Origin of the sequence: Paenibacillus sp. FSL M7-0134 (assembly GCF_038007865.1) — a bacterium.
Lineage (GTDB): Bacteria > Bacillota > Bacilli > Paenibacillales > Paenibacillaceae > Paenibacillus > Paenibacillus polymyxa_B.
The window spans coordinates 202,758-217,352 of sequence record NZ_JBBOXV010000002.1; the positions used below are offsets into that span (position 1 = coordinate 202,758).

The 14,595-nt window shown below is 46.6% G+C and carries 16 protein-coding genes and 1 pseudogene; 10 read left to right on the plus strand and 7 right to left on the minus strand.

Annotated features, from left to right (window positions below; all coding sequences use genetic code 11):
• The first annotated feature begins 11 nt into the window (after window positions 1–11).
• A complete protein-coding gene (locus NSQ58_RS16680) occupies window positions 12–971 on the plus strand; it encodes a sigma-70 family RNA polymerase sigma factor (protein WP_028541124.1) in 960 nt (319 codons plus the stop codon).
• Window positions 972–1,027: 56 nt separating this feature from the next.
• Here NSQ58_RS16680 and NSQ58_RS16685 read toward each other — a convergent pair whose 3' ends face one another.
• The 4 genes from NSQ58_RS16685 to NSQ58_RS16700 form a co-directional block, all read right to left on the minus strand.
• On the minus strand, window positions 1,028–1,366 hold the full coding sequence (locus NSQ58_RS16685) for a DUF4870 domain-containing protein (RefSeq protein WP_023986829.1): 339 nt from the start codon (window positions 1,364–1,366) through the stop codon (window positions 1,028–1,030).
• A gap of 348 nt (window positions 1,367–1,714) precedes the next feature.
• Window positions 1,715–1,996 (minus strand): hypothetical protein, encoded by a 282-nt coding sequence (locus NSQ58_RS16690; protein WP_023986830.1) that lies wholly within the window; start codon window positions 1,994–1,996, stop codon window positions 1,715–1,717.
• Window positions 1,997–2,027: 31 nt separating this feature from the next.
• Window positions 2,028–3,179: an MGDG synthase family glycosyltransferase gene (locus NSQ58_RS16695; RefSeq protein ID WP_076158728.1), complete on the minus strand. Its 1,152-nt coding sequence runs from the start codon at window positions 3,177–3,179 to the stop codon at window positions 2,028–2,030.
• A gap of 43 nt (window positions 3,180–3,222) precedes the next feature.
• On the minus strand, window positions 3,223–4,260 hold the full coding sequence (locus NSQ58_RS16700; protein WP_341057885.1) for a serine hydrolase domain-containing protein: 1,038 nt from the start codon (window positions 4,258–4,260) through the stop codon (window positions 3,223–3,225).
• 365 nt (window positions 4,261–4,625) lie between these two features.
• On the opposite strand from NSQ58_RS16700, the gene NSQ58_RS16705 reads away from it, so the two are divergent.
• A complete protein-coding gene (locus tag NSQ58_RS16705; protein ID WP_007428354.1) occupies window positions 4,626–4,814 on the plus strand; it encodes a hypothetical protein in 189 nt (62 codons plus the stop codon).
• 105 nt (window positions 4,815–4,919) lie between these two features.
• On the plus strand, window positions 4,920–5,702 hold the full coding sequence (gene map, locus NSQ58_RS16710; RefSeq protein ID WP_080751590.1) for a type I methionyl aminopeptidase: 783 nt from the start codon (window positions 4,920–4,922) through the stop codon (window positions 5,700–5,702).
• A 66-nt stretch (window positions 5,703–5,768) separates the two neighbouring features.
• Here the strand turns inward: map and NSQ58_RS16715 are convergent, their stop codons facing one another.
• Window positions 5,769–7,055 carry a hypothetical protein gene (locus NSQ58_RS16715; protein ID WP_023986834.1) on the minus strand — a complete coding sequence of 429 codons (1,287 nt, stop codon included), beginning with the start codon at window positions 7,053–7,055 and terminating at the stop codon, window positions 5,769–5,771.
• A gap of 145 nt (window positions 7,056–7,200) precedes the next feature.
• Here NSQ58_RS16715 and NSQ58_RS16720 point away from each other — a divergent pair, with 145 nt between their 5' ends.
• Window positions 7,201–7,713, plus strand: a complete 513-nt coding sequence (locus tag NSQ58_RS16720; RefSeq protein WP_028541120.1) for a GNAT family N-acetyltransferase — start codon at window positions 7,201–7,203, stop codon at window positions 7,711–7,713.
• On the opposite strand, the gene NSQ58_RS16725 is transcribed toward NSQ58_RS16720, so the two are convergent.
• Entirely contained in the window at window positions 7,702–8,961 is a 1,260-nt protein-coding gene (locus NSQ58_RS16725) for a DUF438 domain-containing protein (protein ID WP_028541119.1), read from the minus strand. The genes NSQ58_RS16720 and NSQ58_RS16725 overlap by 12 nt on opposite strands.
• A gap of 14 nt (window positions 8,962–8,975) precedes the next feature.
• A complete protein-coding gene (locus NSQ58_RS16730; RefSeq protein WP_023986837.1) occupies window positions 8,976–9,203 on the minus strand; it encodes a DUF1858 domain-containing protein in 228 nt (75 codons plus the stop codon).
• 235 nt (window positions 9,204–9,438) lie between these two features.
• On the opposite strand from NSQ58_RS16730, the gene NSQ58_RS16735 reads away from it, so the two are divergent.
• The 6 genes and pseudogenes from NSQ58_RS16735 to NSQ58_RS16760 all read left to right on the plus strand — a co-directional run.
• Window positions 9,439–10,158 carry a hypothetical protein gene (locus NSQ58_RS16735; protein WP_160788822.1) on the plus strand — a complete coding sequence of 240 codons (720 nt, stop codon included), beginning with the start codon at window positions 9,439–9,441 and terminating at the stop codon, window positions 10,156–10,158.
• Window positions 10,159–10,199: 41 nt separating this feature from the next.
• A complete protein-coding gene (locus tag NSQ58_RS16740) occupies window positions 10,200–10,601 on the plus strand; it encodes a GntR family transcriptional regulator (RefSeq protein WP_013308618.1) in 402 nt (133 codons plus the stop codon).
• Window positions 10,602–10,642: 41 nt separating this feature from the next.
• Window positions 10,643–11,578, plus strand: coding sequence for an ABC transporter ATP-binding protein (locus tag NSQ58_RS16745; RefSeq protein ID WP_341058525.1), 936 nt, complete (start codon window positions 10,643–10,645; stop codon window positions 11,576–11,578).
• Between the two features lie 2 nt (window positions 11,579–11,580).
• Window positions 11,581–12,483 carry an ABC transporter ATP-binding protein gene (locus NSQ58_RS16750; protein ID WP_023986841.1) on the plus strand — a complete coding sequence of 301 codons (903 nt, stop codon included), beginning with the start codon at window positions 11,581–11,583 and terminating at the stop codon, window positions 12,481–12,483.
• Window positions 12,476–13,795 carry an ABC transporter permease gene (locus NSQ58_RS16755; RefSeq protein ID WP_341057886.1) on the plus strand — a complete coding sequence of 440 codons (1,320 nt, stop codon included), beginning with the start codon at window positions 12,476–12,478 and terminating at the stop codon, window positions 13,793–13,795. Before NSQ58_RS16750 ends, NSQ58_RS16755 begins: the two co-directional genes overlap by 8 nt.
• Before the next feature lie 185 nt (window positions 13,796–13,980).
• A pseudogene (locus NSQ58_RS16760) lies at window positions 13,981–14,444 on the plus strand (recombinase family protein); the annotation flags it as partial.
• Window positions 14,445–14,595 lie beyond the last annotated feature (151 nt).

Here is a 14,595-nt window from a genome sequence, read left to right on the forward strand (position 1 = left end):
GGGGCTATGCTTTGTCTGGCAAAGAACACAGAATTGAACAAGAATCGGTGGATTTAAATCTGGAGGAGCTGTATCAAAGATATCGCAAATATTCTTTTGCCATTGCTTATCGCATGCTTGGAACGGTTACGGATGCCGAGGATGTAGTTCAAGACTGCTTTGTCGAGCTGAAGAATAAGCCCTTGGATGATATACACAATCCCAAAGCCTATGTAGCCAAAATGACGATGAACCGGTGTCTGAATCTGCTGAACTCTGCGCGCAAGCAAAGAGAGACATATGTAGGACAGTGGCTGCCGGAGCCGTTGGGTGAAAGCGCAGATCTCCCTGCGGATTGGTTAGAGCGTAAAGACATGATATCTTACGCTTTTCTGGTTTTGCTGGAGCAGCTAAAGCCGATAGAGCGGGCTGTTTTTGTGCTGAGGGAAGCTTTTCAATATGATTACAAAGATATTGCGGAATTGCTGGGGAAGACTGAGAGCAACTGTCGTCAGTTGTTCAGTCGCTCCCGTCGTATTCTATCTTCAGGAGAATCTGCTCTTGAGGCTCAGTCCAGTCGTAATATGAATAACTCATCCCGAATAAAACTACTAGAACGTTTTACAACCGCCTTTCTTGCCTACGATGTGACTGCTATGCTGGAACTACTGGCTGAACAACCTGTATTCGTGTCAGATGGCGGAGGTAATGTGCATACGGTGATGAGACCGATGGTTGTGCGCAAAGGCGTTCTTGCCCTGTTGACTTCTCGACGGGTATTAACCGTTTTACGAGAAAGAGATGTGTTCCACACCGTCATCAATGGCGAGGTCCAGCTGGCATTTCTGGAAGATGGAAAAGTGAGAGAAACCTTATGCCTCAGACTGACACCAGACGGGGAGCATATTCAGAGTTTTTATTTAATGGTCAACCCAGATAAGCTGGGATACATTCATATAGGACAGAAGAAGCGAACATGCGATAAAAAGTAATCATCGAAACAGCAAAAACCTTGAATCCTGCTAAGGATCAAGGTTTTTTGTTGTCTTCACAACTGCCGGGCTTGATGAAGAGCCAGATCACCTACCCAGGGAAGCTTGAGCCACTTGCCTTGTCCCGCGCGAATTAACAGGATGACCCACAATACAAGGCCTGCCAGCGTTAGCAGGGAAGCGAGCAGAGGACCGAGCAGCGGAATGAATCCAACAAGCACATGCCCGATCATGAGGGTGACAAACAGAAATATGGATTGCAGCGCGTGAAATAATACAAATCGACTTTTCTTTTCCAGCATGACAAAGGCCAGTGCGCCAATAAATGCGAACAGATAGCACAGGACAGCTGCTATATTTTCATCCAATCCCGTGGAAGACTTATAGACTGACATGTCAGGCAAATCCCCCTTTATAAGTTATCCGTACTATACAAGCTATGAGGACAGGAATTAAAGATATACCCGAAACGCCAGAAAAAGTTCAATCAGGGAATGTGTATAAAAACACGAAAAAGACTGAACGAAAAGGATTCGCTCAGTCATTCACAGGGTTATACACAGGTTTTGCACATGTTGTATGCATTTTATCCACTATACGCTACTACTTGTCCACAAAATAAGCATGGGTTATGCACAAATTGTGCACAAACTGTAGACAATATAGCGATTAAGCTCATTTTGCACACAGATTGTCCACAAAATATCAACAGATTGGTATTAACCGTGGATAAGTTGTCTTATTTAGCGATCTCCGCGTTGTAAACGACGGCGTGGATGTGTGATTTTACCCTTTTTATCCTCATCGTCCTCTTTGGGGATAAGTCGTTCATCAGTACGTCCTTCATGATGATTATCAAAGGCGTATTCGGTCATTTTCCACTCGGAAGTACCCAGAACAACATCAGCGGGAAAATGCTGACCTCTGTGCAAATGCTGCTCATGTCCATCCTCATCAATATAAACACCATCCACTTCTACCTTTTCTCCTGTTAGTGGGAGCAAATCCTTCCCTTTGTGTTCCATAGGTATCCCCTCCGTCTGACTTTATTCTTCGTTAATTTGTCCGGACGGAAGGTCTTTTATCCACAAGCTGATGCAAAATATCCTCGGCAATCTGGTCTGCGGGATGAGGTTTACGAAGCAGCTCAATCGCCTGCATCATCTCTTCGGCAAGAGAGGGGGTGGAAATCAGGTCGAGACAATGCTGAATCAGCTCCTCCGTAGTGCGAGCAATACGGGCAGCTCCTTTTTGCTGCAAATACAGAGCATTATTTAGCTCCTGACCGGGTACGGGCTTGAACACAAGAATAGGTAAACCGGATGCAATACTTTCCGAGAGTGTGATGCCGCCGGGCTTCGTAATCACCAGATTGCTCGCACGCATAAGTGCTGGAACAAAGTCCACGAATCCATAGGTGTAAATATCCGGGTGGTCTGCATACAGCGCATCCACTTCTGCTTTCAGTTGCTGGTTACGTCCGCAGACGATCAGTAGCCGCAACTGAGGAAGCTGGCTTAATTGCCGACAGATATCCAGTATGCCGGATAGCACACCATAGGCGCCAGCCATAATGAGTAGCGTAGTAGTCTCAGACTGTAGTGATGGAATTACCTGTTCCTGAACAGGAATTTCGTCGGCAGACATGTTATAAAAAGAAGCGTGAATCGGAATACCCGTAGCGATAATGCGTTCGATAGGTATTCCCCGCTGGGCGGCTTCCTGCTGAATATCCTCAGTGGCTACATAGTAGCGGTCAATATCGGGATGCAGCCAGCGCCCATGCAGATCGAAATCTGTAACCACGTTGACAATAGGCAAATTCATTCCCATTTTGCGGCGTAACGCCGGGAGGGCGAGCTGCGGGAACGTATGTATCACGAGATCCGGCAACTCCTTTTTCAGAGTGAGCGTAAGTTGACGCATTCCGAATGAATGCAACACATGGCCGAAGGCCGATTTAGCCTGCATACCGCGCGTGATGTTATAGACCCAGCCGTAAAGCTGAGGAATGGTTTTGAAGCTTTGCATATATACAAATTTGGTCAGACCGTTCAACCAGGGATGAGATTCAGCCATCAGGTCGAGAAGTTGTACCTCGCAGCGTCCGAGTCTTCGCAAACTGTCCATAATTGCCCGAGCGGCCTGCACATGGCCTTCCCCGTAACTGGCGTATAATATTAGAATTTTTGGTGCTGAGACTTCCATGATTGTTTAGCCCCCTATATTCAATAAGCACATGAAGCTCATATCAGGAACGTTCTAAGTTGAGGGAGGATACGGCTGGAAAAACGTAGCGCTCCAGCAGTGTTCGCGGATTTTTCCAACGGCTCACCTTGCTGTCTGCTGTAAATACCACGACTGCGTTCGCTTCTGGCACAAGATAAATTTGCTGTCCTCCATGTCCGTGCGCACACGCGTAGTTGATGCCGTGGAGTCGTCCTGTCCACCATTGGAATCCGTAATCTCCGAATTCTGGATAGCCTTCAACCTGTCGCTGTGTCGCCTGATGCAGCCAATCGGCCGGAATCAATTCTTTTCCGTTCCAGCTGCCTTGATGAAGGCAGCAATCGCCGAATTTAGCCATGTCACGCGATGTCAGATATAGCCCGATGTGTCCCATGGTGTAGCCCTCTGGATCTTGTGCCCAACCACTTCTTCCAAAACCTAAGGGTTCGAACAGATGCTGGAGAGCGTACGTATAGGCGTCAATCCCACAGCATTGGGTCAGCAGCACGGACAACAGGTGAGAATCAACACTACGATATTGGAATACACCGAGTTGGTCCTCCTGTACAGGTAAACGTAGGGCAAAGGACGGCCAGCTTTTGCTGCGATGAAAACGGTGGATAAAAGCTTCTCCGAGCTTTTTGCCCGTCTGCCAATACAAGCCGGATGTCATGGTCAACAGATGGCGAATCGTAATCTGCTCTAGCAGTGTTTCCTTCCGCCTAGGTAAATACTCAGACAACAGCTTATGCACAGCCGTCTCTGGCCCGGGCATATCACCGCGAGCCATAGCTATGCCGATGAGCGTGGAAGTAAAGCTTTTGGTTGCGGATCGCAAATCGTTCAGAGAGCTTACTTCATGCCCATTATAATAGCGTTCCCAGATCAGTTTGCCGTGGCGCAGCAGCAGGAAGCTGTGCATTTTAGGAAACTTGGCTTGGATTTCACGGTCTGCCTGATCAAGTAGGGAGACATTGATGCCCTCCTCTTCACAAGTTCCTATGTTCAGGGCAGACATACGGGCAACAGGTGCAGTGAACAGCGGAGCATAGCGGCGCATCCTTTTCCCTCCTTGTTATGTTTATTTATTTTACCCCAAACACATACACTCCAAAAACCGATAAATAAGGTATACCTCCTGTGCAACAGCTGATTGAGTACCCCAAATGACATGATGCGTAAAAGATAGGTAAAATCAATGTAAATTTACTGGAAAGCTGAAAGCTGTATCTGAATATGTTATAATGGGGTAGTGATTCAGCCAAAAGAAAATCGGTTAATAATAGTGTCAGGTACATGCCTTGTATAAGGTGTTCCCGACCTAAGCTGCAATTAGACATACTACTTCACTGCATAAGGACATCAATACTTTTCGGCATTCTCTTCAACGGAGCACTTATTTTCAACGTTTTGGGAGGGAGTTACATGGCAACGAAAGGTCACAATGAAGTTAAGGAAAGTCTGCGGGAAATGACTCGAATTTTCCGGCCTAAGGATCCCAAAAAATTTGTAAAGGAATATGTGCGAAAATACCGGATTACAGGAGGGTATGAGGAAGAGTTGACCATGGTGGTGGAAAACGAACTCGGTCGCATAAATTCTTCAGTATCTTAAAGGGTTCGATTACCCGAAAAACTAGAAATACGACTTTTATAAACCGTCTATCCACAGAGGAGACGGTTTTTTTGTGTCCGCCGTGCATACAATGGGATAGGTTTAGTGAATTTGTATGCTCAAAGGAGGCGGATTCCAATAGAGATAGCGATACGAACACCGGAGGAAATCGGCTACATGAGGGAGGCCGGACGTATTTTGGCAGATTGCCATCGTGCGCTGGAAAGTCGTATTCTTCCGGGAATTACAACGCTTGAAATCGATGCTTGGGTGGAGCAGTTTTTAAGCAAGCGTGGAGCCACGCCTGAACAAAAGGGCTATAAAGGTTTCCCTTATGCCACCTGTGCTTCGGTCAACGAGGTGGTATGTCACGGTTTTCCCTCGGAGCGGGTGCTTCATGATGGGGATATTGTGACCATCGACATTGTGGTTAACAAAGATGGTTGGCTGGCTGACCGAGGATGGACTTATGCGGTAGGTAACATTAGCCGCCCGGTAGCACGACTGTTGCGGCAGACCCATAAGGCATTGGTACGGGGTATCGAGGTTGCCCGCCCGGGGAGGACGTTGGGGGATATCGGGCATGCTGTGGAAAAAACAGCAGGCTGGCGGCGGTTCGGCAACGTCAAGCCTCTGATCGGGCATGGCATTGGCCGCCAAATGCATGAGCCGCCAGAGGTTCTGCACTACGGTCGTCCCAAAACGGGATTACCACTGCGCGAAGGGATGGTGATTACCATTGAGCCGGTATTTACCCTCGGAACCGAGGGGGCCGTGCTCTGGGGGGACGATGGCTGGACCATCAGCACAGCAGATGGCAGTTGGGGGGCTCAATACGAGCACACGATTGCGATTACAAAGAACGGCCCTTATATTTTGACCTCATAAAAGAGAGTTGTGCCATAGGGAGTCAATGTGCGGGGCGTTTGCATAAGGCTCTCTAGGTAAGTTTTTTCAGGATGACACATTCATCGTGGTTGTAGAGATTTTTCGGTAAAGCAACAGATAAATACCCAGCTCGACAGGGGAGGAAACAGCCATCACAATTCCCGCCACTTTGCCGTCCAGTCCTGAAAAAAAGCAGATACACAGAATAAGCGCGAGAATCGCAAAGCTTACAGAAAACAGCCTGCCGATAAAGATAGGTTTGGTATTGCCGATCAATATCGAACGCCCAATAAAATATTCCACCCAAGGATAAAATGCGACATAGACAGCCAGTATGCGAAGCAATCCTCTGGTTTCTAGCAACAATTTTCCTTCCAATCCCAATACATTCCGTAACACAGGATCGCCAGCAAATCCGAAGGAAAGTAACAGTAGTAGCAGCGGCGACAGGATAGACAAAAAGCTCAAAAATATCAGCACTTCCCTGCGCTTGGACGTATAAAATTGAATCACAATTTGATGCAAAGAGCTGCAAAACCAGACCAATAGATTTAGGATTTGCAGTGCTACAGAAAAGGATGCCACGGCCAAAAGTGGATCAGTTGTATTGTTCAGCGCAGCTTGGATGGAAGGATTCAGGATAACCAGCACCAGCGCCGAATATAGCAAAGGAAGATAAAAAGGTAGGAGATGCTTCGCATGATGGATGGTTTGCTCCGCGTTGTCAGGAGGCAGCTTTCTTTTGAGAACCCGGCCTTCTAAAAAAGTAACGACCAGCTCTATGAGAATACCTGCAATAAAAATGGCGGCACCGACTCGTCCGTCATTCGTCCAGCCAGCACGGATCAAAAACCAGGAAGCAATTAGCATCACGATAATACGTATGGACGAGCTGAATGTCATCCATGCCGTTCGGTGCTTGTTAATAATAAGTCCCTGATATATGTTACGGACAGCTACCAATATGTATAGTAAAGTAAGAACCTGAAATACGTTCTTGGTGGGTTCGATCAATACTGGGGACACACCAAATACATATTGAAAGACCAGATTGCCTACGGGCGTCAACCCGATGCTCCAGCCTATGATCAATACAGCCACAGCGACGAACGTACATAAAATACCGATAGAATGAACGGACTTGCGATCATAACCGAATTTCGTGGTCATTTGCCGTACAGCGGTTAACGGAGTTTCCAACAGTAGGCACAGGCTGACGGCGACCGCATAGCTGCTTAATGTAAACGAAGGATGTTCCGAACGAGCAAGCACGGCATTGACGATGACATGCGTTAGTGCAGCAATTAATGACGAAATGCCAAGCGGCACATAAAATGAAACAATTTTATTCAAGTAGAATCCCCCAGTAAACGAGTAGTGTAGTGAACGGGTTATCCTATCCAACTTCACTAAACAATGAATATTCTTATTATAGATCAAGATTTGGATCGTCGATATAATAGAGTGCATAATATTGGAAACTAGGAGTGGAACTCACATGAACATCAGGGAAGCAACGATATCAGATGCCGAGGGCATCGCCAAGGTGCACGTAGATTGCTGGAGGACGACGTACAAAGATATAATGCCTGCCCAGGTTCTGGAACAGCTTTCCTATGAGCAAAGAACAGAACTGTGGAATGCGAATCTATCCAGTGAAGACGGCCATCGGGTATACGTTGCTGAAAATGAGAAGGGGGAAATCATCGGATTTGTGAGTGGGGGTCCGGAAAAGTCAGGTGAATATCCCCCGTATGGGGGAGAAATAACGGCTATTTACGTTTTGAGTGAATACCATAGTTTAGGCTTGGGAAAGAGACTATTTTTACGTCTGCTTCAACATTTTAATAGTATGGATATTCACTCTGTAATCGTATGGGTGCTAGCAGATAATCCAGCATGTACTTTTTATGAAAAGCTGGGGGCCAAACTTATAGTAGAACAACATATTATAAGTTTGGGTGGCAAAAACCTGAACATGGTGGCTTACGGTTGGATACTATTCGGATAGAATACGCTTTTGTCCTTCCAAGGCACGAATTGGTGCAATATTTTGCGTAAATTCCAACGTTCCCAGATAGTGGCCCTCAGCATCACGGATGGCAAAATAACGGATGTAGACAAATTTGTCCTTGATTGGAATCCAAAAATCTTCAACATCCTTGCGGCCTGCTTTAAAATCTTCCAGCAGCTTCTCAACGACGTGCACGCTTTGGGGCGGATGGCAATTCTGTACGGTACGACCAATGACGGCTTTCGTGCGCGCGAAGATTCGTTCCTTACCATGGGAAAAATAGCGAACAACATCATTTTCATCGATAAAAGTCAGGTCAACGGGTAGATGATTCAACAGCAATTCCAATTGTTGTACGGATATAATCCCCGTCTCGAATCTCACGAAGCCTTGCGGTGTTCCGGATGTGCCTTCCGTTTGCTCAAGGGCTTCTGCAGGTTCCTCTGCCCGTTCGGGTATCCATTCACGTTCGGGAGCAGTCAGGCAGAACCCGATTTCTTCGCTTTCCCGGGCTATTTTCAGCCACTCATCCTCTGTCAGCTTACTGAGTGCCATCGGCAGCAAAATATTCTCTTCCTTGAATATCATTTCATTCACTTCGCTCATGATATGGGCAAGTGCCTTCCCAATCTGTTCACGATCTCCGTTATATTCGGTGAGCAGACTCTTTGCCTCCTTAATCGCAGCACGAATGCTGTCGTCCACACCCCACATGACTTTGGTTGGGCCAAAAATTCCATAGCGTTCTAGATAAGGAAAGACCAGATTTTCTTTGCGGCTATAGTGCTTGTCGAGATCGAGCAGCAGACTTAAATCTTCCAGTAGCTTGTAGATGATTTTGGGGCTGTCGTCCTTTTGAAATTGGTCCGCGTGCAATGACAACTTGAAGTTGACCAATTGTTCGATCTCCCGATTTTCCAGCTTGAAGGTATGAACGGGATGTCCCGGTTGTTCCTCTGGTCCTGAAGGACGGTGGATATCCTCAATGGAACCCTTGAATATCGATGTATGCACGGAACAAAGACGCTGCACTTCCGATACGGGAATTCCCTCCTCAGTCATCAATGCATGCTCCATAGCCGAAATTTCGGCTACGCTTACTCCGCCAACAGCCTCTGCGAAACGCGCTTTGACTTCCTCCACGCTTTTCCCGGCATGTAATTCTTTTATAATTTCCTTTAGCGTTTGTTGGCGTTCCGTTAATTCCTGTGCTGTATGTTCACGGTTGTTAATTAGCTCACTCATGATCGTTAGCTCCTTTATTTTTGAATGGTAAAACCATGTTGCAAAAACGTGCGTTCCACGGTTTCCATAGCTACTTTTTTTAATGAAATACCTTTGGACAGTGTCATAAAACGACCTGCGGTTTGTAACATGCCAGGCTTGGCGATATCGTGAAAACCCAACTCTACCATAATGTCCTTCACTTCGGGATAACGGCTAACAAGGTTAAATATCGGCTCATCCCAGTGCAGTAGCTTATCCATTTGTTCATCCCCTTGATTGAGAACGTTTATCATTTACAGAGTAGCATAGGTCCTGGCGAGCTTTTGTGATTGTACGCACAATTTACATTCAGGTGTTGACAGTTGTAATTCATGGTTTATATACTGTGTATAAGGATATATACAGTAATAACACTGATTACTGTAATAACAACTTCGTATGAAGAGAGAATGAGGTCGTCATTACAGGCAGTGCAGAAGGGATCAGGATAAGAAAATGACAATCATCAAGCAGGCATGGAAGATTACCCGGCACGATTTTCGCAACAATCCATATGTCATGCTGTGGACATTGCTGTTTATTGCGTATTTGGGATTTACCATGAGTTTTGCTGTAAGTGTGCATTGGGATGAGCGTGGAAACTTGAGTCCAGTAGCCGATTTTATCATGCTGGTGCTGATTCCGTTTCTCGGATTCATTTATAACCGTCGTGCATTTAAATATCTTCAGGAAGATTCCTATACGCATATGCTAGCCTTTTTCCGCACCTTGCCTATACCGATGAATGCGGTGATTATGAGTCGAATTCAACAGGCGCTTTTGGCGTTTGTTATGAATAGTGTAATATTTTTCACTCTCTTTTTTACGTTGTCAGCTACGTTTCGGGTATATGCCAGTACAGGTTTCTTTGTATCGTTTGCACTTACCTGGATAGGCTACGGAATGCTGATTCAAGCCATTTATATTCATTTAGAATTTCTTAAAAAAGGAAAGTCCTACTTTTGGATATCCATTGTCATCATGCTTATTTGTGGGATAGTTACGATTATAGTTCGAGTATGTGGGGCCAATCTGGTATTGATAACGGCATTTTATAGTAAGGAATGGCAGCTGTTGTCTCCGGTGATGTGGGGAGCGTTGCTGGCAGGAGTTCTGGGTATGTGGGTGTCCTATAAGGTGACACAGCGTAGGCTTATGAAACGGGACTTGACTTAGCGGTATGTGTACAAAGATAGATAAAAAGGGGGGAGAAGCAGGTGAATATACCAGTGCAAATTGATGAGAATAGCGCGGAACCGCTGTATGCACAAATTGAAAAGCAACTTCGTTCACTCATCGTAACCGGACAGATTGCAGCGGGAACGCTGCTTCCCTCCATTCGGGAGTTTGCAGGGACGCTCCGCTGCAGCGTCATCACCGTCCGGCGGGTCTATCAGGATTTAGAGAACGAGGGCTTGCTTCGTACCCGGCAGGGGACGGGCACCTTCGTAGCTTTGGTTGAGGACGATAAGCGCTCAGGTTACCGCCTTAAAGCAGTGACCGAGGCGTTGGAAACGGCGATTGACACAGGCATCGCTGTGCAGATGACAGAACAGGAATTGTTGGTGCTTTTCGCAGAAATGGTGAAGAGAAGGTATGAAGTCCAAGTGAAGGAGTGACGCCCGTGAAGAACGATGTAAACCATCATGTGGAAGTTCCTATGGAGATACAGATAAAAACACCGATTATTGAGATGAGCCAAGTCTATAAAACCCGGGGTAACCGGGAAATTGGACCGATTAATCTAACCATTGAACCGGGATATGTAGTCGCTTTGGCTGGACATAACGGATCGGGCAAAAGTACATTGATTCACCTGCTGACTCAGCTTATCCACCCGGATTCCGGTGAAATTCGTTGGTTCGGTCAAGCGTATCCAGACGGCATGCCAGCAGATACACGACAATGGGTTGGGTATGTGTCAGAGCAGCCGACGCGTGAGGAAGATCGACTCACAGCAGAAGCAGCAGCGGCTTTTCGAGCCTTGTGGTATCCCGGCTGGGATGAAACACGTTTTCAGCGTCTGATGGAACGATTTCAGGTTCCTCAGCATACGAAATTATCGCGTATGTCCAAGGGAGAGCGCCGTAAGTTTGAGCTGGCTGCAGCCTTGGCGCCTCACCCCCGTTTGTTGCTGCTGGATGAGCCTTCGTCGGGTTTAGACCCTTTTGCCTGGAAAATCATGCTGGAAGAACTGCGGGATTGTATGGAGAACGGCAAAACGACGGTCATTATTGCTACTCATATTATAGACGAGATTAAGCGTTTGGCGGATTATATTGTTCTGATGCATGATGGCAGGCTGCTCGGCAAGCTGGAAAAAGACCATTTGCTCGAAAATAGCAAGGAAATGTGGTTTGAAGGCACGCCAGAGGAGGCATCGGAGCTTCCGGGAGTGGTAGAGACGGAGAGCGAAGGCGGATTGCAACGAATTGTAACGTTGGCAGCCGGAGAGACCAGCGCCATATTGGAACAAGCGGGCATACGCCCCATCCGTGTGCGGCGTTTGGAACTGGATGATATTTTAGTACATTGGTCTGCGGGACAACTATCAGAAGATGCGGAGATATATACGCAGAAAAAAGGAGCGGAGTAATCATGAGCATGCTGCAATTGAAAGAGGTCGTGAAGCAATATGGGAACCACACGGCGGTGAACGGAATTTCGCTGAATGTGAACGGCGGGGAGATTTACGGACTACTGGGAGGCAATGGAGCAGGCAAAACGACAACGATGCGCATGGTGCTCGGCCTGATTTACCCTGATGGAGGAAACATTCAATATGAGGGCAAGCCCTACAGCAAGGAGCTCCAACGGACGATGGGTTATTTGCCTGAGGAGCGAGGGTTGTACCCCAAGGTGAAGGTGAGCGAGCAAATTAACTATTTGGGCAGGCTGCGCGGCATGTCGGCCAAGGAGGCGGACAAAAGTCTACGCTACTGGCTGGAGCGCTTTGGGGTGCCGGAATATTACGACAAGCGGATTGAGGAGCTATCCAAGGGGAATCAGCAGAAAATGGGTTTTATTGCTGCTGTAGTGCATCGCCCGACGCTGCTTATTTTGGATGAGGCCTTCAGTGGGCTTGATCCGGTGAACGTTGAATTGCTTAAGGATACGGTGAAAGAGCTGCGGGATGATGGGGCTGCGATTTTATTCTCGACCCACCGCATGGAGCATGTGGAGGAACTATGCCGCCATATTACGATTTTGCATCGCTCAAATACAGTTGTGCAGGGAAGTGTGCAGGAGATTAAGGGCCGTTACCCACGTGAAAAAGTTCGTCTCATTACTACAGGTGAAGTGAACGGACTGGAGCAGCTGCCCGGCGTGCGCCGTGCAGAGCCTATGGATCGCGGCTGGATGCTGCATATTGAGCAGCCGGATGCGGCGAAGTTGATTTTACAAACGGCGTTGGAGCAAACGGATGTGGAGCATTTTGAGATCAAGGAACCTACGCTGAACGAGATTTTCATAAGAGAGGTGGGTGATTCCCATGAATAGACTGGGTACGGTGATCGGTTTTACGTTTCGTCAGAAGGCGAGAACCAAATCTTTTATCATTACAACGCTGGTACTGGCCTTGCTCATTACAATTGGTATGAATCTGCCGTATATGATTTCTTTGTTTAAAGGAGATGGGGCAGGAGGTTCGGGCACAACGGCAGCCGAGCATCATCGCTTGGGACTGATTGCTGGGAGCCGGATAGAAGTGGCGAATCAGCTGGAGCAATTCACCAAGAAGCAATCCAACCCGGCAGCCATCTGGGTGCGTTATGACAACGTACAAACGCCGGCCATGCAGCAAGCCTTGAAAAACGGGGAGCTGCAAGGTTACGTGCAGTTCACGGAGCCTGACGCCAAGGGAGACACGTTTCCTAAAGTGGAGTACGTCTCTATAGAAAAAGAGCCATCTCCTGCTGTAATTACTTTGTTACAGACGGGACTTCAGGAAGCTAAGGTCAAAGCCATTATGGGCGGCAATGCATTGACCAGCGATCAAATTCGTGAAATTAGCACACCTGTAATGGTGGATAGCAGGGAAGTAGACGGTCCATCTGAGGCAGGAGGAGCTGTGGGGACAGAGGAAAAAGAAACCTCTATGATTAACTATGGTTTGGTCTATGTACTGATGATTTTATTCTTCACCTCCTCCATGATGACAGGAAATATGATTGCTGCAGAGGTGACATCGGAAAAAAGCTCACGTATCATGGAGATTCTCATCACAAGCGTATCGCCGTTGACCCAGATGTTCGGAAAAATTATCGGCATCTTCCTGGTCGGTCTACTGCAAATTGCTGTTTTTGCAGCCGTTGTATGTGCCAACCTTATGCTGCCGCATAATAATGTCATTCTTAGCTCAGCCGGGCTGGATCTGTCGCAACTGAATATCGCGGTGTTGGGTTATGGTCTGGTATTCTACATCCTCGGCTACTTTCTGTACGCAGTATTGTTCGCTGCGGTGGGCTCCATCGTTAGCCGTACCGAGGAGTTGGGACAGGCGATCATGCCGATTACCGTGCTGTCACTAGCAGCCTTTTATATCGGTATCTTCAATATCGCCGCACCTGATACGATTTTCGTTAAGGTGGCCGGGTACATCCCATTTTTCTCGCCGACTGTCATGCTGCTGCGGATTGGTCTGGAGCGGGCGAGCCTGCTGGAAATCTGGCTGTCCCTTGGTATTCTGGTCGCCTCCATTTTGTTGTTCGGTTGGCTGGCCGCCAAGATCTACCGTACGGGTGTCTTAATGTATGGTAAACGTCCTTCATTCAAAGAGTTAAGAAAAGCTATGAAGGCTTACAAGATTTAAGAAGCTGTTGTCGATGTGTGATGTGTGGTGTCATAATTAATGAGAATTTTTTTCGTAATTAGTGAGAAATGTAATTAATAAATGAAATTTTATTTAATATATGTTTTGGACAGAGTGGGGGCCTTGACTCATCAGAAGTACCGATGGATCAAGGCATTTCTACTTTAAATGGTGATGATTAATAATTTGGAGTGAACGAAATTGTAAAAGGAGAAAATTAGTGGTGTTTCTAAACAGAAGCATCAATTGGGTGAACTTCTTTCCAAGATAGCTGCCGAGGATACCTTAGTTGTGACTAGAATGGAAGGTCTTGATCGAAATACTGACAGTTGTTGCAGCTGGTTGAACAACTTCGTGAAAGAAACATACATTTTATTATCTTAAACTTAGGAATTGATACAAGAACACCTACTGGTAAATTCTTTTTAACTGTTATGGCAGTATTCAGTGAGCTAGATCGAGAAATGATTAAAGAAAAGCAACGTTCGGGGATAAAATTGGCTAAGCAAAAGGGAAAATATCAAGGAAGGGTAAAAAAAATACAGATAAACACCCAGGAATGAACCATGCAATTGAATTACGAAAAACAACAGATAAAACTGTAAAGGAAATTTGTACTATTACAGGGGTTAGTCAGGCAGCGTTTTAAAGGAAATAGAGGAAAAAGGGGTATAATAACTGGGGATTATTTTATATGTGGCCTCTCAATCCCCGAATCGTTTCCGTACCCCTCTTAGGAACTAACTAAAGGTATTGAACGAATATATTTCATATCCAGTTATCTCCTTACCATTGTTAAA

What these genes read in the sequence shown, in the direction of transcription:
- NSQ58_RS16685 (WP_023986829.1), bottom strand. Translation starts at nt 1,366, where the DNA reads ATGTCAGTCTATAAGTCTTCCACGGGATTGGATGAAAATATAGCAGCT.
- NSQ58_RS16690 (WP_023986830.1), bottom strand. Translation starts at nt 1,996, where the DNA reads ATGGAACACAAAGGGAAGGATTTGCTCCCACTAACAGGAGAAAAGGTA.
- NSQ58_RS16695 (WP_076158728.1), bottom strand. Translation starts at nt 3,179, where the DNA reads ATGGAAGTCTCAGCACCAAAAATTCTAATATTATACGCCAGTTACGGG.
- NSQ58_RS16700 (WP_341057885.1), bottom strand. Translation starts at nt 4,260, where the DNA reads ATGCGCCGCTATGCTCCGCTGTTCACTGCACCTGTTGCCCGTATGTCT.
- NSQ58_RS16705 (WP_007428354.1), top strand. Translation starts at nt 4,626, where the DNA reads ATGGCAACGAAAGGTCACAATGAAGTTAAGGAAAGTCTGCGGGAAATG.
- NSQ58_RS16720 (WP_028541120.1), top strand. Translation starts at nt 7,201, where the DNA reads ATGAACATCAGGGAAGCAACGATATCAGATGCCGAGGGCATCGCCAAG.
- NSQ58_RS16725 (WP_028541119.1), bottom strand. Translation starts at nt 8,961, where the DNA reads ATGAGTGAGCTAATTAACAACCGTGAACATACAGCACAGGAATTAACG.
- NSQ58_RS16730 (WP_023986837.1), bottom strand. Translation starts at nt 9,203, where the DNA reads ATGGATAAGCTACTGCACTGGGATGAGCCGATATTTAACCTTGTTAGC.
- NSQ58_RS16735 (WP_160788822.1), top strand. Translation starts at nt 9,439, where the DNA reads ATGACAATCATCAAGCAGGCATGGAAGATTACCCGGCACGATTTTCGC.
- NSQ58_RS16745 (WP_341058525.1), top strand. Translation starts at nt 10,643, where the DNA reads ATGGAGATACAGATAAAAACACCGATTATTGAGATGAGCCAAGTCTAT.
- NSQ58_RS16750 (WP_023986841.1), top strand. Translation starts at nt 11,581, where the DNA reads ATGAGCATGCTGCAATTGAAAGAGGTCGTGAAGCAATATGGGAACCAC.
- NSQ58_RS16755 (WP_341057886.1), top strand. Translation starts at nt 12,476, where the DNA reads ATGAATAGACTGGGTACGGTGATCGGTTTTACGTTTCGTCAGAAGGCG.